Origin of the sequence: Sediminivirga luteola, from assembly GCF_014639315.1 — a bacterium.
In the GTDB taxonomy this organism is placed as follows: Bacteria; Actinomycetota; Actinomycetes; order Actinomycetales; family Brevibacteriaceae; genus Sediminivirga; species Sediminivirga luteola.
Map to the genome: position 1 here is coordinate 353,442 of NZ_BMFY01000001.1, position 19,779 is coordinate 373,220.

The following is a 19,779-nucleotide window of genomic DNA, read 5'->3' on the forward strand; positions in this document are numbered from 1 at the left end:
CGACATCCTCGAGGGCATACGATCCGGGACGGGCGATGACCAGAGTCTCCTATGATGCGCATCTGAAGCGGGTGCTGGGCCTGAGCGCCCGACTCGCGGCCGCGCTAGGGCAGGAGACCGTGCCGCTGACGTCCGCCTACGGCCGGGTGAGCGCCACGGAGATCACGGCTCCGGAGGACCTGCCGCTGTTCGCCAACTCCCAGATGGACGGCTTCGCGGTGGGGCCGGGCGTGACGTGCGGTTCCACGCTGCCGGTGATCGGTGATATCCCGGCCGGTCAAGCCCTGGACGGACCGTTGCCGCCGGGCACGGCGGCGCGGATCATGACCGGTGCCGCCGTGCCCGAAGGCGCCGCCGCCGTGGTCCCGGTCGAATGGACCGATGTGCCCGCCGGCCCCGTTCCGCTGCCAGAGCACGTGACGGTCCGGGACGTGCCGGCGGAGCACCGCGACCCTGACGGGAGCCTGGCGGCCGGCACGTATGTCCGGCCGCGCGGTGACGACGTGCCCGCCGGCGCGACCCTCGTCCGTGCGGGAGAGCGCCTGAGCGCGCGTCACGTGGGCACGCTCGGCTCCCTGGGACTGGCGCAGGTCCAGGTGCGGCGCCGGCCCCGGCTGGCGGTGCTCTCCACCGGTTCCGAACTCGTCCCGCCCGGCAGCCCGCGCGCCGCCGGGCAGATCTGGGAGTCCAACTCCGCCATGCTCGCGGCGCTGGCCGCCGGCACCGGTGACGTCGAGGCCGGTCCTGTCGTCGCTGCGGTGCACGACACCCCGGCCGCGGTGGCCGGCGCCGTCGACGAGCTGACCGGCCACGCCGATGTGCTGCTCACCAGCGGGGGCGTCTCCGCGGGCGCCTTCGACGAGACCAAGGCGGTGCTGCGGCAGCGCGACGGCATGTGGTTCGGCTCGGTGGCGATGCAGCCCGGTGGCCCCCAGGGCGCCGGGCTCGTCCCGGTGGCCCAGCCCGCCGGCGCCGATGACCCGGAGGATGGCAGCGATCACCGCGGAGACGGCAGCCACGGCAGGAACGACGCCGGCCGTGAGGCCCTGGTGCTCGCTCTGCCGGGCAACCCGGTCTCCGCGGCGGTGTCGTTCGAGGCCTTCGTCCGTCCGGCACTGGCCGCCCTGCACGGCCGGGCCTTCCGGCGGCGTCTGCGCAGCCTTCCCGCGGCGGAGGGTTTCGGCTCCCCGGCGGGGAAACTGCAGTTCGCCAGGGTGCGGCTCCACGACGACGCGGTGTACCGGCTCGGGGGCCCCGGCTCTCACCTGGTGGCGCATCTGGCCTCCGCGGACGCCTTGGCCCTCGTGCCGCCTGAGGTCACGGCGGTGGCGCCGGGTGACCGTCTGGAATGCTGGGAACTGGAGGATCGAGGATGAACCAGGACGAATCTCGCCGCGCCCGCGACGGCGCCCTGCCAGCCGAGCCCGTCGTCCCGCCGCGGGAACCCGCTGACCCTCAGCCTGCGCCCGGCCCTCAGCCGCAGGGCACTCCCCGGGAGGCTGGCGCGCTCCCGCATCTGGACGAGTCCGGCCATGCCCGGATGGTCGACATCACCGCAAAGCCCGTCACCGCCCGGACCGCCACGGCCGGGGCGCGCGTGCGGATGAGCGCCGAGGCGCTGGAGCTCCTGAGCGCCGGCGAGCTTCCCAAAGGCGATGCCCTCGCGGTGGCCCGGCTGGCGGGCATCCAGGCGGTCAAGAAGACACCCGACCTGGTGCCGCTGGCCCATCCCATCGCGGTGCATGGCGTCGACGTGGCGCTGGTGCCCGGTACTCAAGGCGTGGACATCAGCGTGACCGTCCGGACCGCCGACCGCACCGGCATCGAGATGGAGGCCCTCACCGGGGCGAGCGTCGCGGCGTTGTCCCTGATCGACATGATCAAGGCCGTTGACCGCTCGGCGTGGATTGAGTACGTTCGCATTGACCACAAGAGCGGTGGCCGATCGGGGGAATACAGCCGTGACCGGCGTTGAGCGACGCGCACATGCCGCGGGCGGCGACGGCTCCTCGCGCACCGCGATCGTCCTGGTCGTGTCCTCCTCCGCCGCGGATGGGCGGGCCCGCGACACCACCGGCCCCACCATCGCCCGGGCGCTGCGCTCCTGGGGCCTGGACGCGGAGGACCCGATCGTCATCGCCGACGGAGCCCCCGTCGGGCGGACCATCGCCTGGGCGGCGGAGCACTTCGATCTCATCATCACCACCGGCGGCACGGGCGTGACGCCCGACGACCGCACCCCGGAGGAGACCGCGTCCCTGCTGGACCGGCAGATCCCGGGAATCCCGGAGCTGCTGCGCCGACGCGGCACCGAGGCCGGGGTGCCCACGGCGGTGCTGTCCCGGGGTCTGGCCGGGACCATCGGGCGCAGTCTGGTGATCAACCTGCCGGGCTCACCCGGGGCGGTCGCCGGCGCCCTCGACGTGCTCGGCGACATCGTCCCGCATGCCCTGGCGCAGCTGGGCGCCCCGGCCAGGGCCCGTCGGCGCCACCCGGCCCGAGCGCTGAGCCGCCGCGAAGCCGAGGAGATCCTGGAGATGCCGGCCGCCTGGACCGCGCCGCCACCGGATCGCCCGCGCGCCGGCGGCGAGGGGGACGCCACGGTGGTGGAACTCCCGCGCCCGGGCCGCGACGGCGACGAACGGGCCGATGAGCCGGGTGACGATCCGGGCGAAGGCCGTTCGTGAGCCCGCGTGGCCCCGAACTCGTGCACGGCGAGGTCCTGCTACGGCCGCTGGAACGCCGTGACGGCCGCGCCTACCGGGAAGTGCGCCGGCACAACCGCGACTGGCTCCGGCCCTGGGATGCGACGAATCCCGATGCCGCAGACGTCGCCCCCAGCTTCCAGGAACTGCTGCGGTACTACCGGCGGCAGGAGCGACGAGGCGAGGCGCTGCCGATGGCGGTCCTCGTCGGCGGGCGGTTCTGCGGTCAGGTCACCGCGCACGGCATCCAGTGGGGTGCGCTGCGCAGCGCCGCCATCGGCTACTGGATCGACCGCCGCATGGCCGGCCGCGGGATCACGCCCCTGGCCGTCGCGCTGCTGACCGATCACCTGCTGCTGGACATGGGACTGCACCGCGTGGAGATCAACATCCGGCCCGAGAACGAGGCGAGCCTGCGGGTGGTGGAGAAGCTCGGTTTCCGGGACGAGGGGCTGCGCGAGCGCTACATGCACATCGACGGGAAGTGGCGCGACCACCGCACCTTCGCCCTCGTGGCCGAGGACATCCCCGAGGGACTCACCGCCCTGTGGCTGCACACCTTGCAGGCCCAGCAGGCACACGACGATGCCGCGCATCCGGGGGACGACCTCGACGACTAGCGTCCCCGTGGCAGCGGCCTCAGAAGCCGACGTTCGCGGCGCCCTTGAGCTGGAGGATCTCGCGTGCCTCGTCCGGCGCGGCGATCTCCAGCCCGAGCGCCTCCAGGATGGTACGGATCCTCGTGACCTGCTGCGCATTGGACTCCGCCAGCTCACCGGGACCGATCCACAGCGAGTCCTCCAGCCCGACCCGTACATGGGATCCCATCGCCGCGCCGATGGTGGCCAGCGGCAGCTGATTCCGCCCGGCTCCCAGGATGGACCACTGGTAGTCGTCACCCAGTAGCCGATCCGCCGTGCGGCGCATGTGCATCAGATCCTCCGGATGGGCGCCGATGCCGCCGAGCAGCCCGAACACCGACTGCACGAACAGCGGCCCCTTCGCCAGGCCCCGGCCGTGGAAGTGCGCCAGGTTGTTCAGATGCGAGATGTCGTAACACTCGAACTCGAAGCGGGTTCCGTTGCCGTTGCCGATCCCCAGGATCGTCTCGATGTCAGCGAAGGTGTTCTTGAACACCAGGTCCCGCGAACCCTCCAGGTGCTGCCGTTCCCAGTCGTGCTCGAACTCGGTGAAGCGCTGCAGCATGGGGTACAGGCCGAAGTTCATCGAGCCCATGTTGAGGCTGGCCAGTTCGGGCTTGAACTCCGAGACCGGCCGCATCCGCTCCTCGACCGTCATATGCGGCGACCCGCCGGTGGTGATGTTCACCACCGCGGTGGTGTGCGCCTTGATCTGCTCCAGGATCGGCACGAAATGCTCCGGGTCCTGGGAGGGGCGCCCATCGACGGGGTGCCTGGCGTGCATGTGCACCACTGCCGCGCCGGCCTCCGCGGCGCCGATGGCGGCCTCGGCGATCTCGGTCGGGCTCACCGGCAGGTGCGGTGACATGGAGGGCGTGTGGATGGCGCCGGTGACGGCGGAGGTGATGATGACCTTGCGCGGCATGGCAGGCTCCTTCGTCGGTCTTGGGGGTCAGTAGAGCTTCTCGGTGTTGCCGTCCACGGCGAGCGCCTGACCGGTGATGCTGGCGGCCAGGGGGCTGGCCAGGAACACGGCCGCATCGGCGATGTCGTCCGGCTCGATGAGGCGTCCCAGGGACGACTGGGCCCGGTACAGCCGGGCCACCTCGCCGACGTCGCGGCCGAGCATCTGCGCCTTGGCCTCGATCACGCCGTCGATGCGCGGTCCGTTCACCGCTCCCGGGCAGATGGCGTTGACCCGGATGCCCTCGGCGCCGAGCTCGATGGCCAGGGTCTTGGTGAGGCCGATCACCGCCCACTTCGAGGACGAATAGGGACTCCGGCCGGCCATGCCCAGCCGCCCGGCGGCCGAGGACAGGTTCACGATGCTGGCGTTCTCGCTGCGGCGCAGCAGGGCCAGGCCGTGCTTGACCGCGTAGAACTGGCTGTGGATGTTGACGTCGAAGGTACGCCGCCACGCCTCGGAGTCCAGCGTCTCGATCGGGCCGGTCGGCCCGGCGATGCCGGCGTTGTTGACCAGCACGTCCAGCCCGCCCAGCTCGGCGCCGGCAGCGTCCATCAGCGCGGCCGTCTGCTCCTCCGAGGCGCTGTCGGAGACCACCGCGGTCAACCCGTCCCGGCGGGCGGCCTCAACCGCGCCCTCGTCGATGTCGCTGACCAGCACGCGGGCGCCGAGTTCGCGGAACCGCCCGGCGATGGCGCGGCCGATGCCCGCCGCGCCGGCGGTGATCAGGACGCGCCGGCCGGTGAAATCGGTGAGATTGCGCGCAGGGGCGGATGAGGGGGTGTCGGTCACGTCACGGTGCCTTTCGGATGGGTGCTGGGTCCTGGTGGCGAGTCCTCTGCGATGCTCGCAGCGTGGGTCTGGGCGGGTGCCGCAGGGCGGGTCCGGGAGCGTGCCGCGGTGTGGCTCCCAGCCGGCGCCGGCTCGCTCCCGGCGCCGGCGGAGGGCCGGCAGCCGCAGGAGCGGCCGATGTGCAACTCGTGCTCGAACACGGTCGCCGTGCAGGTGCGCCGCGGCGTGGTGATCTGGTCCAGCAGCAGCTCGACGGTCCGGGCGGACATGGCCGCGGTCGGCTGCACCGCCGTGGTCAGCCCGATCATCGCCGAACGCGAGTGCGGAAGACCGTCGCAACTGACGATGGCGACGTCCTCCGGCACGCGCAGGCCGCGGGCCAGCAGATGGTCCATGATGCCGATGGCGATCTCGTCCGAGCCGCAGGCGATCGCCCGCGGCGGGTTCCCGTCCTGGAGCAGGTGCCGGGCAGCGGCTCGGCCGCCGTCGGCGTTGAGCATGGTGCTGATCTTCCGGTTCCCGCCGATGGTCACACCCGCCGCCTCGGCGGTCTGGATGAAGGACTGCTCGCGCTGCAGCGAGGCGCTGGAGAACCTGGGCCCGATGACCGTCGCGATGTCCGTGTATCCGTGCTCCAGGAGGTGGCGCATCAGCTGCGCGGCGGCCGCTCCGTCGTGGATGCCGACGAAGTCACCGGGCACGTGATCGAGCCGGCGGGACAGGTAGACGTAGGGGATGCCGCGCTGGCGCAGCGTGCGCACCGCCCGGGCGTCCTCGCGCAGCGCCGCCACGAGGATGACCCCGTCCACGTTCCGCGCGGCCAGGGTGGAGGCGCACTGCGCGAGGGTGTCCGGATCGTCCTGCGTCGTGGTGACGAACACCTCGAAGCCCTCCCGGGCGGTGACGGTGATGACGTCCTGTGCCCAGCGGGTGTACATCGGGTTGACGATGTTCGGGACGATCAGCCCGATCACGCGGGTGAGCTGACGCGTCCGGGAGGCGGTCTCGCGGTGCGGCCGGTAGCCCAGCGTGTTGGCAACGTTGACGATGTGCCGCCGGGTTTCGGCGGAGACCCCGCCGCGGCCGTTCATCACGTAGCTCACCGCGGCGGGGGAGACCCCCGCTGCCCGGGCCACTGCCGCGGCCGAGACCCGGGCGGGCCGCCGGACCTGCTCGGGGCGCCCGGAGGCCGTGCGGGCATCGTCCTTCGCCTGGCTCATGGCGGTGCGCTCCTTCGCGACGGTCTGTGACTCCATTCTCACCCGCCTCCGCCCAGCATGCCCGGCAGCCACAGCGACAGCTGGGGCAGGGCGGTGACCAGGACGATGTTCAGGGCCAGGACGCCCAGGAACGGGACGACGGCCTTGGAGAGCGTCATGAGGTTCACCCGCGCGATGTCGGAGGCGACGAACAGGTTCAGGCCCACGGGCGGGGTAACCAGCCCGACCGCGAGGTTCACCACCATGATGACGCCGAAGTGGACCGGGTCGATGCCCACGGCGGTGGCCATCGGCAGCAGGATCGGCACGAAGATCAGGATGGCCGCGGCGGCCTCGATGAACATGCCGGCGACGAGCAGCAGCAGGTTCGCCATGATCAGGAAGCCGATGACCCCGAGGTTCATCGCGGTCAGCGTCTCCACCACCTGCGTCGGGAAGCCCAGCACGTTGATGAAGAAGGCGAACAGGCCGGCGGTGGAGATGATGACCATGATCGTTCCGCTGGTCACGGCGGAGTCGGTCAGGGCTTTCATCAGCTTCCGCGGTGTGATCTGCCGGTAGACCGCGCCCAGCGCGGCCGCGTAGAACACCGCGACGACGGCTGCCTCGGTCGGGGTGAAGATGCCGCCGTAGATGCCGCCGAGCACGATCACCGGCATCAACAGCGCCAGGATCGACTTCCGGAAGGAGGTGAAGACCTCCCCGGCGGTGGTCTTCGCCGTGCCGACGTAGCCGCGCTTCTTGGACACCGCGTAGGCGAAGAGCAGCAGCGAGGTGGTCAGCACCAGGCCCGGCAGAATGCTGGCGATGAACATATCGCCGGCGGAGACGTTCGCGGCCACCGCGTAGAGGATCAGCGGGATGCTCGGCGGGATGATGACGCCGAGCGAGCCGGCCACCGCCTGGTTCGCGCCGGTGAAGCCGCGGTCGTATCCCTTGGCGAGCATCGCCGGGACCAGGATGGCGCCGATGGCTGCGACCGTGGCCGCTCCCGATCCGGAGATCGCGGCGAAGAACATCGAGGCGATGACGGCGGTCATCGCCAGCCCGCCCGTGCGGTGCCCGATGAGCGCATTGCCGAACCGGACCAGGCGCTCGGAGATCCCGCCGGCCTGCATCAGATGCCCGGCCAGGATGAAGAACGGGATCGCCATGAGCGGGAAGGAGTTCAGCGCGTTGAACATCTGCTGAGGGACGACCTGGAGGCCGAAGACCCCGGATGCGCCGATGGCGGCGGTGGTGCCCAGGGCGATGGCCACGGCGATGGGCACGCCGATGCCGAGCAGGACGAGCGCGATGACGACGAGGAGGATCATCATCGGCGATCACCCCCTTCCTCCGGGCCGGGTCCGTCCGGGGAATCGGCCGGCTTCCCGAGCTCCGTGATCTGCTCCGCGGCGGCCTCCGCCTCGCTCTTCATCTCGATGCCGAGGTGGAACTTGCTCATGGCATGGAGGGTGTTGAGCATCATCAGCGCCCCGGCCACCGGCAGCGCGGCGATCGCCCAACTCATGCTGATCCCGGTGGCCGGTGCCAGCTGGTAGGACACCGCGGTGGCGATGGAGGTGCCGAAGACGATCAGGAGCAGGTAGAAGAAGATGGAGACGATCCAGGCGGTCAGCATCACCGCGGCGCGGGATCGTCCCGTCATCAGGCGTTCCAGCGCGTCCACCCGGATCATCCGGTTGTCCTTGATGGCGTAGGCGGCGCCCAGCAGGACGAGCCAGACCATGACGAAGCGCGAGATCTCCTCGGAGAAGTGCAGGGCGTCGCCGACGACGAACCGGGCGAAGACCTGCCAGCCGATCAGCACGCACATGCTCCCCAGCAGAGCCGCCAGGACCCAGCGGAGCACCATGTTGACCGGCTCCATGAAGGCCACGATGGCGCGGGCGGATTTAGTCATCGTCGGCCTCGCTCTCATCGGAGGCGGTCCCCGGTTCCGGAGCTCCGGCGCTGCCGGCGGCCAGGGCGTCCATGCCCTCGGCCGGGGGTACCGCATCGGCTTCGTCGAGGACCCGCTGGACCAGGTCCCGGGGGATCCGCTCCCGCCACCGGTCCAGCACGGGCTGGGCGGCTTCCTCAAAGGCGTCGCGGTCGATCTCGGAGACTTCCACGCCGTTGTCCTGCAGCGTCTGCAGGCCTTCTTCCTCGGCCTCGATGCTGGCGATGCGCTGCTGGCCCGTCGCATACAGGCCGGCTTCCAGGATCGCCTCCTGATCCGCTGGGGAGAAGCTCTCGAAGTAGCTCTGCGAGATCATGATCGGCGCGGGGGAGTAGACGTGCTGGGACAGGCTCAGGTGGCTCTGCACCTCGTAGAACCGCACGTCGACGATGGTGGCGATCGGGTTCTCCTGGGAGTCGATGACGCCCTGCTGCAGGCCCGTGTAGACCTCGGGCCAGGCCATCGGCAGCGCATTCGCGCCGAACGTGCCCCAGGTGTCCAGCTGCGCCTCGCTCTCCTGCGTGCGGTGGCGCATTCCGGCGAGGTCGTCCGGGGTGACGACCGGCCGCTGCGAGTTGGTCAGGTAGCGGAAGCCGTTCTCCGCCCAGCCGAGGATCTTCACGCCGGTGATCTCCTCGAATTCCTGGGCCAGCTCGTCGCCGATCTCCCCGTCCAGGGTGTGATAGACGTGCGCCAGGTCGCGGAAGATGTACGGCATGTCGAAGAGCATGAACGAGGGGACGAACCCGCCCATCGGGCCGGTGGAGGTGATGCCCATCTGGATCGCGTTGATGGACATGCCCTCGACCACCTCGCGCTCGCCGCCGAGCGCGTTGTTGTAATGGAACCGGACGCCGATGCGATCATCCGTCAGCTCGCTCAGCTTCTCCGCGAAGGCGACTCCGCCCAGGTGATGGTGGGAGCCTTCGCCGAGCGCCAGGCTGAAGTCGATGATGCCGGTGTAGTCGTCGTCCTTGGGCAGGACGGTGCCGCAGCCGCTCAAGCCGCCCAGGGTGAGGGTGGAGGCCATGCCTGCCACCGCAAGACCCAGGGCGCGTCTGCGGGAGATTCCTCGTGGTGGAGGCGTGCCGGGTGGTCCCGGCCGCCGATGGTCATGGTGCGTAGTGCGCATGTTCACTCCGTTGTGAGCGTGGCGGTGGCCTTCAACGTAGAAAGCACCTGAGCGTTCAGCAACATTAAGTTGAAGACCTCTTCGTGAGGCGGCGCCTTGACCGGCAGGCCGGGGCGGCTGGCTTAAGGGTCCTTAACGCCGGCTGCCGCGATTAGCATCGGCGGCATGACCGATCGCAACGACGCGTCCCGGACCGGCTCCCCGCAATCGCCCTCCTGCCACTCGGCAGACCCGTCGGCAGCGCCGGGGAAGACGGCGCACTCAGCAGATGCGGTGACGCGTTCCTCGCCCCAGCCGGCGCGGCGGCCCGCTCACGCATCGCCCCCGGACGACCCGCCGGTGTCAGTCGCGGCCGTCGTCGGCCTGGGCTATATGGGCGGCGGCATCGCCGCCTCCATCGCCCGCGCCGGCGTTCAGTGCCGGGTCTTCGACGCGGACGCCGAGCGCACCGCCGCACGGATCCAGGAACTCGCTGCGGAGTTCGCGCGGCTGGCCGAGGACGGGCTGGTCGCGGCGGATGAGGCGCGCGCGGTGGCGGAGAACCTGGTGCCCGGCTCTTCCCTGGAGGCGGACCTGCCCGCGGCGCAGGTGGTCATCGAGGCGGTACCGGAATCGCCCCAGCTCAAACATGCGGTGCTGGGCGAGATCGACCGCTGCGCCGCGCCGGACGCCGTCATCGGCACGAACACCTCGTCCATCCGGATCGCCGAACTGGCCGGCGCGCTCCGCGACCCGGGCCGGTTCGCCGGGACGCACTGGATGAACCCGGCCCCCTTCGTCCCCGGTGTCGAGATCGTCCCTTCACCGCACACCGGCCCGGAGACCGTGGAGCGGCTGCGCCGGTTCCACACCCAGGTCGGCAAAGTGCCCACCGTCGTCGGCGACGTCACCGGTTTCGTGGCGAACCGGCTGCAGCACGTCATGTTCTGCGAGGCGGCCAGGCTCGTCGCCGAGGGCGTGGCCAGCGCGGTCGAGGTGGACGAGGTGGTGCGGCACTCGTTCGGCTACCGGCTCGCCGCGTTCGGTCCCTTCGAAGTCGCCGACATCGCCGGGCTGGACGTCTATCAGGCCTCAGTGGGCCTGCAGAAAGACGCCTACGGTGAACGCTTCGCAGTGCCCGAGGCGCTGCGCGAGCTGGTCGCCGACGGCCGGCTCGGGCTGAAGTCCGGTGCCGGCTTCACGCCACTGGCCGGCCGCGACCCGAAGGAAGTGGCGCTCGCGCGCGACCGCTACTTCATCGAGCTGACCAGGCTGCTGGAGCGTCCCGGCTCGCCCGGCCCGGCGCTCCGCGGCGAGTGACCTCCGTACGCCGCCAACGGCAGCCATCGTCGATCTGGCCGAAATGGTCGGGTTGATCGGGATTCACGGGCAACCATTTCGCGTGAACCGGCGACCGGGAACCGGCCGGCTGGCCGCGTGTGCTGGGCGCGGCAGTGCGCGAAGCAAGGAGGCCTGCTGTATGGAGGCGGGCCGGCGTGCGTGCTGACCGCGGGATTTTTACGCTGACACGCCTATCAGGTCCCGGCTTCCCGAACGGCTCGCCTCTAAGGTTGAGACGTGGATACGAGCATTGTGATCGCGCTGGCCCTCGGGCTCATCTTCGTCGTCACGCTGCCTCAGCTGCTCGCCCGCCACGCGGAGATCCAGGAACGCGCGGACGTCGATCGCGTTCCAGGCGACCTGCGGGACATCAGCGCCGAGGCTCCATCCACCGGGACTCGTTCCACCGCGCCCCTGCTGCCGCGTGCCAGTGCCATGCCGGCGCAGCGGGCCGAGCCGCTTGCCAGTGCTCGGGCGAGCGCATCCGCCCACGCAGCCCCTGAGCGCCAGGGAGCCGCCCCCGACGAGAATGCCGCAGGCGCGGATCATGCGGCCGCGCCCCGGCTGCGCGTACTGCGCGGGGGCGCTCAGGAAGAGCGGGAGCGGGTCAGGGAACTGCTCTCCCCGGCCGCCCGGGCCGCCGGCGAGGACGCCGCCGGACTCGCACATCGCCAGGTGCTGCCGCTCGCCGCGGGCGAGGCGCACCCGGTCACCCATATCGTCAACGCTACGGAGCGCACCGCCATGCCTTCCTCCCAGCACTCCACCCCGGCCGGCCGGAGACTCTCGCCCGCCCCGCGCCTTCCCCGCAACGCCGCCGGCGACCGGCGCGCGCCGAGACAGACTGGTACGCCGGCATCCGCGAGGAGCGCGGGCGCCGCGCCGCGCCGCCCGGCCCGTGACCATGTGGCGCAGCGCCCGGTCCGTGGCCAGGCAGCCCGTCCCGCTGCGGCGCCCGTGCCGGCGAGGCGGCGTTCACCGCTGCTGCCGGTCCTGGGCATGACCGTGCTGCTGGGCGTTCCGGTCGTTTTGGTGCTCGCGGTGCTCGCCGCCTTCTCCGTCGTGGGCTGGGAGGTTCCCGCCGCCGCAGCGCTGGTGACGGTGCTCGCGCTCTTCGGTGTGCGGATGCTCAACACCCGGCGCTCCGCCCCCGCGGACGGTGCTGCCGGGCAGAGCGCCACGGGGAAGAGCGCGGCCGCGTCCCGCGCCGAGGACACCGCCCATACCGCCACCGAGCAGAACCGGGCGCCGCGCGAATCCCGTTCGTCTGGCGGAGCCGGGACGGGCACCGGAGCCGCGACGCCGGCGAAGGCCGCCTCGAAGAGAACCGCCGGGGACCGCCTGGCGCAGGCGCGCCGCGCCCGCCAGACCGGCACCGGCGATGCCCGTACCGCCTCCCCTGCTACGGCGACCGGCAGCACCCAGAACCACGCCGACCGTGCACAGGAGGCCGTCGTCCTGGACCGGGACGCCCTCCGGAAGGCCGTGCGTTCGGCATCCAGGCGGACTCCCGCCGCCGGAACGACCCCAGCGTCGCCCGGGACCTCTTCTTCCAGGTTCTCCTCCGAGACACTCACCGATGTCGTCCCCACCCTGGACGGTGAGCACGAGGACCGCCGTGTCTCTGCGCGCCACGAGGACCGCACGACCACCGCTCGGGACGGAGCCGCTCAGGGCCGCACCGGTGCCACGCCGGGCGGGACCCGCGGCGGCCAGGGCGACGACGTGCCGGAGCCGGCTGAGGCCGTCAGCTTCGACGAGCTGCTGCAGGAGGACCAGGGCGGCCGCGACGCGACGGGCACCTGGACTCCTCGCCGGCTTCCCGCTCCCACCTACGTCGGTGCTCCCGCCGCGCCCGCCGGGGAACGGGGCGCCGCCGATGCGGGCCTGGCCGAAGCGCTCGCGATGGAGTTCGCCTCCCAGCCGGGCCACCGGCCGGAGGTCGACCCGCTCCTGGCACACGGCCGCACCGCGACGAAGCCGGGCCGGGGGAACCCGCAGGAGGCGCACGTGAACAAGGCGGTCAAGTCCGCTCAGGACCTGGACAGCGTCCTCCAGCGCCGCCGGGCCTGAACCGCCCGGATCGCAAGACCTGCTGACATTTGTCACCGCACTGCGGTGACGCCGCTCCCGGCAGGACGTGAAAACCGGCACTGCCGCCAAGGCGCCCTGAGGCTTAGCGTGGCGGTATGAACGCCGAGACCCCCAGATCGCCGAGCACCCCCGCGCGCCACGGGACCGCTCCGCGCAAAGACGATCCGCGCGACGGCGTGCCGGGTAGAGATGCGCCACATGCCTCTGCGCCTCACCCCGCGCCGGGTAGTCCTGCACGGCCGCGCCGCCCGGATCAGGCGATCTGGGCGACCGCCGCGGTGGTGGGCCTGCTCGTCGCGGTACTCGCCTCCGTGCTGGCGCCGCACCGGCCGCAGCCGCCGGCGGCGCTCGGCGGAGACCCCGTCCTCGTGCAGGAGGCCTCCGCGGTCATCGACGGCCGCTCCGCCCAGGCCGTCGCGGTGGCGCGCTTCCCGCGGACCGCGCCGGACGATGTGCAGTGGGCGTTCGGCGGTACCCGCAGTGCCGGCGAGGATGTCGCCGTGGGCGCGGAGACACCCTTCGAGACCGGCTCGATCTTCAAGGTGATCACCGCCATGACGCTCGCCGAGATGAGCGAACGCGGCGAGACGGCACCCGAGCGGACCCTCGGCGAGGTGTTCCCGGAACTCGGCATCGAGGACCCTGCGCTCGCCTCGGCGACGCTCGCAGACCTGGCCACGCACACCGCGGGACTGACGTCCGTGCCGGCCGGGCCGAACGTGCTCGGCCAGTGGGTGCTGCCACTGGCCGCCGGCAGCGATCCCTACCGCGCGACGCCCGAGCCGCTGGAGGCACTCCGCACCACCAGCGTCCAGCAGCCGGGCGAGTACCGGTACTCCAATCTCGGCTACGCGGTGCTCGGCGCGGCCCTCGCGGAAGAGGCCGGCACACCGTTCCCGGAGCTCGTGCGGGAACGCATCCTGGACCCCCTGGGCATGCACGACACCCTCATCGCCACGACGGAGGTTCCCCCGGGAGCGGCGCCGCCGCATCTGCAGCCGGGCGCCCGCGCGCAGCCCTGGCTGAACCCCGCCTACGCCCCGGCCGGAGTGGGAACGTGGAGCACCCCGGCCGATATGGTCCGGCTGGCACAGGGCGTCGCCACGGGAGAGGCACCGGGCCTCGGCAGCTTGGGCGTCGTCCGGCCCGATGTGCCCGGCAGCGGCCTCGAAGGACTGGTGCGGGACGGTGCCGCCGTGCACCTCGGCCTGGGCTGGCACATCGTCGAAGACGCCGGCAGCGGCACGGTCACGATGCACAACGGTGCCACCTACGGGACGCAGACGATGCTGGCCCTCGGTGAGGACGACGCGGTGGTCGTGATGGGCAACGCAGGCACCCTCACCGCCACGGAGGCGGGCATCGGCCTGCTGGGACTCGCCCCGGAAGGCGGCGCCGATGCCGGCGCGGACGAGGAACGGATCGCCGCGGCGGTGCTCGCCGCCACGCAGCAGTTCGCCGGAGCCGGGCTGACCCTCCTGATGCTGGTGCTGCCGCCGCTCCTGCTGGGCGGGCTCGTGCTGCGCGGCCGGACCCTCATCACCCAGCGGAGGATGGACCGGCTGCGGCTCATCAGCCTGCCGGCGGGCGCCGTCGCCTGGATGCTCGCCGCGCAGCGCATGGGGGACTGGTCCCTGCTGCCGGCCCCGGTCTGGGGAGCGGCATGCGGCGCCGTGGTGGCCGGCCTCGTGCTGGCGGCGTGGCGTTTTCGCGCCGCGCCCGTCGAAGCCGCCCGGGTACGGGGACTGCATCTGGCGGTGTTCCCCGTCTCCTTGCTGTTCTCCGCCGGCCTGGCAGCGATGTCACTCTGGGGCCTGCTGATCTCCCGGATCTGACCGATCCGCCGGCCCCAGCGACGGGGCGCCAAGGGCTCGCTCAGTTGGCGAGCGCTTTGCCCAGGTCCTCCTGCAGGTCCTCGACGTCCTCGATGCCCACGCTGATGCGGATGATGTTGTCCGGCACCTCCATCGGAGTGCCCTTCAGCGCGGCGTGCGTCATCTCGGTGGGGTATCCGATGAGGGATTCCACACCGCCCAGGGACTCCGCCAGGGTGAACAGTTCGGTGGATTCGGCGAGCTTGAGCGCCGCGGCGGCGCCGCCGCGCAGCGCCACCGAGAGCATGCCGCCGAACGACTTCATCTGCTTGGCGGCGATCTCGTGCCCGGGGTGGTCGGGCAGGCCGGGGTAGTAGACGCGCTCGACCGCCGGGTGCGAGACCAGGTACTCGGCGATCTGCGCGGCATTGCTGCTGTGCCGGTCCATCCGCACGCCCAGGGTCTTGATCCCCCGCAGCGTCAGCCAGGCGTCGAACGGCCCGGAGACCGCGCCGGCCGCGTTCTGCAGGTAGGCGATCTTCTGCGCGGCCTCGTCGTCGTCCAGGACGATCGCCCCGCCGACCACATCCGAATGGCCGCCGATGTACTTGGTCGTGGAATGGACCACGGCATCGGCGCCCAGGCTCAGCGGCTGCTGCAGATAGGGGGACGCGAACGTGTTGTCCACCACCAGGAAGGCGCCGTGCTCTCGCGCCACTGTGGCGACCGCGGCGATGTCCACCACGGACATGAGCGGGTTCGTCGGCGTCTCCACCCAGATCATCGCCGCCGGGCTCTGCGCCAGCGAGTCCCGCAGCGCATCGACATCGGCGAAGTCGGTGGGCACGACCTCCAGTCCCCACTCGGTGTGCACCTGCCCGAACAGGCGATGCGTCCCGCCGTAGGCGTCACTGCTGACCAGCAGCCGGTCGCCGGGCCGCAGCAGCGCGCGCACCAGGGTGTCCTCCGCGGCCAAGCCGGAGGCGAAGGAGAAACCGTGCGTGCCGCCCTCCAGCGCCGCCAGGTTCTCCTGCAGCGCGGTGCGGCTCGGGTTGGCGCTACGCGAGTACTCGTAGCCGCTGCGCAGCTGCCCGATGCCGTCCTGCGCGAAGGTGGAGGTCTGGTAGATCGGCGGGATGACGGCTCCCGTGATCGGATCGGGCTCCTGGCCCGCGTGGATCGCGCGAGTGTTGAAACGCAGAGTCATTCTTCTCCTAGTGGGCGAACATCGCAGGCAGCGGGCGGGAACGGGATCGCTGTCCGTGGGGAGGCAGAACGCACCGTCTCCTCACCATCGGCAGCGTCCGGGCCGCGCGCCCTATTCCCGCGACTCGCTCGTGCCGCGGGAATAGGCCGGTCAGGACTCGCGGCCGAGCCCGTAGGTGAGCAGATCGTGCCGGGTGAGCACGCCCACCGGGGTGGCGTCGTCGATCACCAGCAGGGCGTTGGCCTCGGAGAGCTTGTCCCGGGCCTCGCGCAGGCACTGCTTGGCGCCGATGAGTGGCAGCGGTTCCAGGTTCAGCTCCGAGATGGGATCGCTGGTCTTGGCGTCGCCGGCGAACAGCGCCTCGGTGAGGCGGCGTTCGTCGATGGCGCCGGCGACCTCGCCGATCACGACCGGCGGCTCGGCCTGGAGCACCACGAGCTGGTCCACGCCGTAGGTGTTCATCTCCGCGATGGCCTCCCCGATGGTGGCCTCCTTGCGGACGTAGTAGATGCTGTTGTCCGGCTTGGGCGCGATGATGTCGGAGACGCGCACCTCGTGCCCCGGCTCGTCCGGGGAGCATGCGGAGGGCAGGAAGCCGTAGGACTTCATCCAGTCGTCGTTGAAGATCTTGCCCAGGTAGCCGCGGCCGCCATCGGGCAGGAGCACCACGACCACGTCATCGGCGGTGAGGGTGCGGGCCTTCTTCAGTGCGCAGGCCACCGCCAGTCCCGAGGAGCCGCCGAGCAGCAGGCCCTCTTCACGGGCGAGGCGCCGGGTGACCTCGAAGGACTCGGCGTCGGTCGCGGAGAGGATCTCATCGGGCACGGAAGGATCGTAGGCGTCGGGCCACATGTCCTCACCCACGCCCTCGGTCAGGTAGGGCCGGCCGGTGCCGCCGGAGTAGACCGAGCCCTCCGGATCGGCGCCGATGACCTGCACCCGGCCGCCGGAGACCTCCTTGAGGTAGCGGCCGGTGCCGGTGATGGTGCCGCCGGTGCCGACTCCCGCGACGAAGTGCGTGACCTTGCCGGCGGTGTCGGCCCAGATCTCCGGGCCGGTGCTGGCGTAGTGGGAGGCCGGGCCGTTCGGGTTGGAGTACTGGTCCGGCTTGAAGGCCCCCGGGATCTCCTCCACCAGGCGGTCGGAGACGGAGTAGTACGACTCGGGGGAGTCCGGCGCCACGGAGGTGGGGGTCATCACGACCTCGGCGCCGTAGGCCTTGAGCACGTTGATCTTGTCCTCGCCCACCTTGTCCGGGCAGACGAACACGCAGCGGTAGCCGCGCTGCTGGGCCACCAGCGCCAGTCCCACGCCGGTGTTGCCGGAGGTGGGCTCGACGATGGTGCCGCCGGGCTTCAGCAGGCCGGCCTTCTCGGCGGCGTCGATGATGCGCACCGCGATCCGGTCCTTGGCGGAGCCGCCGGGGTTGAGGTACTCGACCTTCACCAGCACGGTGGCGTCGATGCCCACCGTGACCCGGTTCAGCTTCACCAGCGGGGTGTCGCCGATGAGGTCGAGGATGTTCTGGGCGTAGTGCATGCCGTCAGGCTGCAGCAGGCGCCGATGCTGGGATTCGGTCGTGTTCAACTCAGGCACCCTCCCAGCATAGACGGTCGGACATGCGCGCGCCCGTGCCCGAGCCGGGCAGCGACCGGAGCGCGGGGGCCGGGGCCGTGGCCCAGGTGCTCAGCCGCGCGTACGCAGCCTCCGTCGTAGACCGCGCTCGCCGGCCGTCATGACGAGACGGTGGGCACCTCGGGCCAGGCGCCCGGTGGCCCGGACCAGACGGCGGCGGGAGCCGACGTGCCACAGCAGGACGATGCGGGTGCGGCCCTGCCGCGCCGGATCGGGCCGGGCCTCCCAGCGGCCGGTGCCGTGCAGATCGCCGGAGACCGACATCGACGCCCGGCGGGGCCGCTCGGCTCCGGTCAGTTCGATCCGGAAGCGCAGGCGGTAGCCGAGCGGGCTGCGGACGGTCAGCACGACGCGGGTGCCGGTCGGATCGTCCTGGTCCCCGGCCGTGCGCACCGTTCTGGCGGTGGAGACGCCCGGCCACCAGGAGGGCCAGGAATCGGCGTCCGACAGGATTTCCCAGACCCGTTCGGGCGGTGCGGGCACGGTCCACACCGAGGTGAACCGGAACGGCCGGTCCTGCTGGAACATGCGACTCCCCTCGCAGATGGCAACGGGCCCTGCCGGCGCGGGTGGCGCTGGCAGGGCCCGTCGAGGTGTGATGTCAGTCGCGCGGCGTGAGCACGAACTTGGTCTCGAGGAACTCCTCGATACCCACCCGGCCGCCCTCGCGGCCGAGGCCGGAGAGCTTGACGCCACCGAACGGCGCACCGGGGTTGGAGACGATGCCGGTGTTGAGGCCGATCATGCCGACCTGCAGACGCTCGGACAGCCAGTTGGCGCGGCCGACGTTCTCGGTGAAGATGTAGCCGGCCAGGCCCAGATCGGTGTCATTGGCGCGGGCGATGGCCTCCTCATCGGTGTCGAAGGAGTAGATCGCCGCGACCGGGCCGAAGATCTCCGTGGTGGTGATCTCGGCGTCGTCGCTGATGTTCGTCAGCACGGTCGGCTCGTAGAAGTAGCCGGTGCCCTCGACCTGCTTGCCGCCGGTGAGCACGGTCGCGCCCTTGGACACGGCGTCGTCGACGAGCTCGGTCACCTTGGCCAGCTGCTTCGGGTCCACCAGCGGACCGACCTCGGTGCCCTCCTCCAGGCCGTTGCCGATCTTCATCGCGCCCATCTTCTCGGCCATGCGGCGGGCGAACTCGTCCACCAGCGAGCTGTGCACGAAGATCCGGTTGGCGGAGGTGCAGGCCTCGCCGATGTTGCGCATCTTCGCCGCCAGCGCACCGGCCACGGCCTTGTCCAGGTCCGCGTCCTCGGCCACGATGAGCGGGGCGTTGCCGCCGAGCTCCATGGAAGGCTTGAGGACCTGCTGCGCGGCCTGCTCCAGCAGCTTCACGCCGACCTCGGTGGAGCCGGTGAAGGTGATCTTCCGGGCGATCCCGGACTCGATCCACGGGCTCACCACGCGAGACGCGGACTCGGAGGTGACGACGTTGAGCACGCCGGCGGGAAGCCCCGCCTCGATCAGCACCTCGACCAGGGCGAGCGAGGTCAACGGGGTGAGCTTGGCGGGCTTGAACACCATGGTGCATCCGGCGGCCACGGCCGGGCCGATCTTGCGGGTGCCCATCGCCAGCGGGAAGTTCCACGGGGTGATGAGGATGGCCGGACCGATCGGCTCGTGGGAGACGGTGACGCGCGACTTGCCGTCCGGGGAGATGGAGAAGTCGCCGCCGATGCGGGCGGCCTCCTCGGAGAACCAGCGGAAGAACTCGGCGCCGTAGTCGACCTCGCCCTTGGCCTCGGTGAGGGACTTGCCCATCTCCGCGGTCATGATCGCAGCGATGTCGTCCTGGCGCTCCATGATCAGCTCGTAGGCGCGGCGCAGGATCTCCGCGCGTTCGCGGGGCGCGGTGCGGCCCCACGACTCCTGGGCGCGGCCGGCGGCCTCAATGGCGTCCTGGGCGTCCTGGGCGGAACCGTCGGCGACGGTGGCGATGACCTCTTCGGTGGCCGGGTTGACCACGTCGACGGTCTTGCCGCCTTCCGCCTCGCGCCATTCGCCGTCGATGAAGAGCCCGGTGTTGAGCTTGGCGAGCAGCGGGGCAACGTCCACCATGGTGTCCTCCTAGATATGTACAGCCTCGATATATGCGGCGCCGATGTCTCCTCGGCGGCTTGCGGAGCGGTCCTTCTCGAACGTTCCGCCGCGGCGTCCGGCGGCGATGCCGGCCACTGGACGGCGAACGCCCGGGCGTCCCGGGAGATTCCCGGCCGGCGGCGCCGAGCGGCGGAACCTCTCAGTCCTCACCTCAGCCAGTCTAGGGGGAGCAGCCGGCTTCCCGCACCGCGGGAGGGGTTTTCCGC

General features: G+C 71.4%; 17 protein-coding genes. 7 read left to right on the forward strand and 10 right to left on the reverse strand.

Translation table 11 applies throughout. The features are described from left to right. Positions 1–35: 35 nt before the first annotated feature. From IEW13_RS01645 to IEW13_RS01660, 4 genes are read left to right on the forward strand one after another with little or no spacing between them, the layout of a single operon-like run. On the forward strand, positions 36–1,376 hold the full coding sequence (locus tag IEW13_RS01645) for a molybdopterin molybdotransferase MoeA (RefSeq protein WP_188549166.1): 1,341 nt from the start codon (positions 36–38) through the stop codon (positions 1,374–1,376). After that, entirely contained in the window at positions 1,373–1,975 is a 603-nt protein-coding gene (moaC, locus tag IEW13_RS01650) for a cyclic pyranopterin monophosphate synthase MoaC (protein WP_188549167.1), read from the forward strand. The genes IEW13_RS01645 and moaC overlap by 4 nt, the downstream gene beginning before the upstream one ends. Next, the gene (locus IEW13_RS01655) at positions 1,962–2,687 is read left to right on the forward strand and encodes a MogA/MoaB family molybdenum cofactor biosynthesis protein (protein WP_188549168.1); all 726 of its coding nucleotides are present in this window, start codon (positions 1,962–1,964) and stop codon (positions 2,685–2,687) included. Before moaC ends, IEW13_RS01655 begins: the two co-directional genes overlap by 14 nt. After that, on the forward strand, positions 2,684–3,325 hold the full coding sequence (locus IEW13_RS01660) for a GNAT family N-acetyltransferase (RefSeq protein WP_188549169.1): 642 nt from the start codon (positions 2,684–2,686) through the stop codon (positions 3,323–3,325). The genes IEW13_RS01655 and IEW13_RS01660 overlap by 4 nt, the downstream gene beginning before the upstream one ends. A gap of 19 nt (positions 3,326–3,344) precedes the next feature. Here the strand turns inward: IEW13_RS01660 and kce are convergent, their stop codons facing one another. Genes kce through dctP form a run of 6 tightly spaced genes read right to left on the reverse strand, consistent with a single transcriptional unit; the run spans position 3,345 to position 9,297 of the window. Further along, positions 3,345–4,271, reverse strand: coding sequence for a 3,5-dioxohexanoate:acetyl-CoA acetone transferase (gene kce / locus IEW13_RS01665; RefSeq protein ID WP_188549170.1), 927 nt, complete (start codon positions 4,269–4,271; stop codon positions 3,345–3,347). Between the two features lie 27 nt (positions 4,272–4,298). Further along, on the reverse strand, positions 4,299–5,102 hold the full coding sequence (locus IEW13_RS01670) for an SDR family oxidoreductase (RefSeq protein ID WP_188549171.1): 804 nt from the start codon (positions 5,100–5,102) through the stop codon (positions 4,299–4,301). Then, on the reverse strand, positions 5,099–6,358 hold the full coding sequence (locus IEW13_RS01675) for a LacI family DNA-binding transcriptional regulator (RefSeq protein ID WP_229744853.1): 1,260 nt from the start codon (positions 6,356–6,358) through the stop codon (positions 5,099–5,101). The genes IEW13_RS01670 and IEW13_RS01675 overlap by 4 nt, the downstream gene beginning before the upstream one ends. Before the next feature lie 2 nt (positions 6,359–6,360). After that, positions 6,361–7,641: a TRAP transporter large permease gene (locus IEW13_RS01680; RefSeq protein WP_188549172.1), complete on the reverse strand. Its 1,281-nt coding sequence runs from the start codon at positions 7,639–7,641 to the stop codon at positions 6,361–6,363. Beyond that, positions 7,638–8,228 (reverse strand): TRAP transporter small permease, encoded by a 591-nt coding sequence (locus tag IEW13_RS01685; RefSeq protein WP_188549173.1) that lies wholly within the window; start codon positions 8,226–8,228, stop codon positions 7,638–7,640. Before IEW13_RS01685 ends, IEW13_RS01680 begins: the two co-directional genes overlap by 4 nt. Next, the gene (dctP, locus tag IEW13_RS01690) at positions 8,221–9,297 is read right to left on the reverse strand and encodes a TRAP transporter substrate-binding protein DctP (RefSeq protein ID WP_229744854.1); all 1,077 of its coding nucleotides are present in this window, start codon (positions 9,295–9,297) and stop codon (positions 8,221–8,223) included. The genes IEW13_RS01685 and dctP overlap by 8 nt, the downstream gene beginning before the upstream one ends. A 267-nt stretch (positions 9,298–9,564) precedes the next feature. On the opposite strand from dctP, the gene IEW13_RS01695 reads away from it, so the two are divergent. From IEW13_RS01695 to IEW13_RS01705, 3 genes are all read left to right on the forward strand, one after another. After that, complete coding sequence (locus IEW13_RS01695; RefSeq protein WP_188549174.1) at positions 9,565–10,698, forward strand: 3-hydroxyacyl-CoA dehydrogenase family protein; 1,134 nt, start codon at positions 9,565–9,567, stop codon at positions 10,696–10,698. 258 nt (positions 10,699–10,956) lie between these two features. Then, a complete protein-coding gene (locus tag IEW13_RS17630) occupies positions 10,957–12,792 on the forward strand; it encodes a hypothetical protein (protein WP_188549175.1) in 1,836 nt (611 codons plus the stop codon). A 116-nt stretch (positions 12,793–12,908) separates the two neighbouring features. Continuing rightward, a complete protein-coding gene (locus IEW13_RS01705) occupies positions 12,909–14,648 on the forward strand; it encodes a serine hydrolase domain-containing protein (RefSeq protein WP_188549176.1) in 1,740 nt (579 codons plus the stop codon). Between the two features lie 40 nt (positions 14,649–14,688). Here the strand turns inward: IEW13_RS01705 and IEW13_RS01710 are convergent, their stop codons facing one another. The 4 genes from IEW13_RS01710 to IEW13_RS01725 all read right to left on the reverse strand — a co-directional run bounded on the left by IEW13_RS01710 (position 14,689) and on the right by IEW13_RS01725 (position 19,531). Further along, positions 14,689–15,834, reverse strand: a complete 1,146-nt coding sequence (locus IEW13_RS01710; RefSeq protein ID WP_188549177.1) for a cystathionine gamma-synthase — start codon at positions 15,832–15,834, stop codon at positions 14,689–14,691. Between the two features lie 150 nt (positions 15,835–15,984). Continuing rightward, positions 15,985–17,373: a cystathionine beta-synthase gene (locus IEW13_RS01715; RefSeq protein ID WP_188549232.1), complete on the reverse strand. Its 1,389-nt coding sequence runs from the start codon at positions 17,371–17,373 to the stop codon at positions 15,985–15,987. 147 nt (positions 17,374–17,520) lie between these two features. Continuing rightward, complete coding sequence (locus tag IEW13_RS01720; RefSeq protein ID WP_188549178.1) at positions 17,521–17,997, reverse strand: SRPBCC family protein; 477 nt, start codon at positions 17,995–17,997, stop codon at positions 17,521–17,523. Between the two features lie 73 nt (positions 17,998–18,070). Then, the gene (locus tag IEW13_RS01725) at positions 18,071–19,531 is read right to left on the reverse strand and encodes an NAD-dependent succinate-semialdehyde dehydrogenase (RefSeq protein ID WP_188549179.1); all 1,461 of its coding nucleotides are present in this window, start codon (positions 19,529–19,531) and stop codon (positions 18,071–18,073) included. Positions 19,532–19,779: the final 248 nt, after the last annotated feature.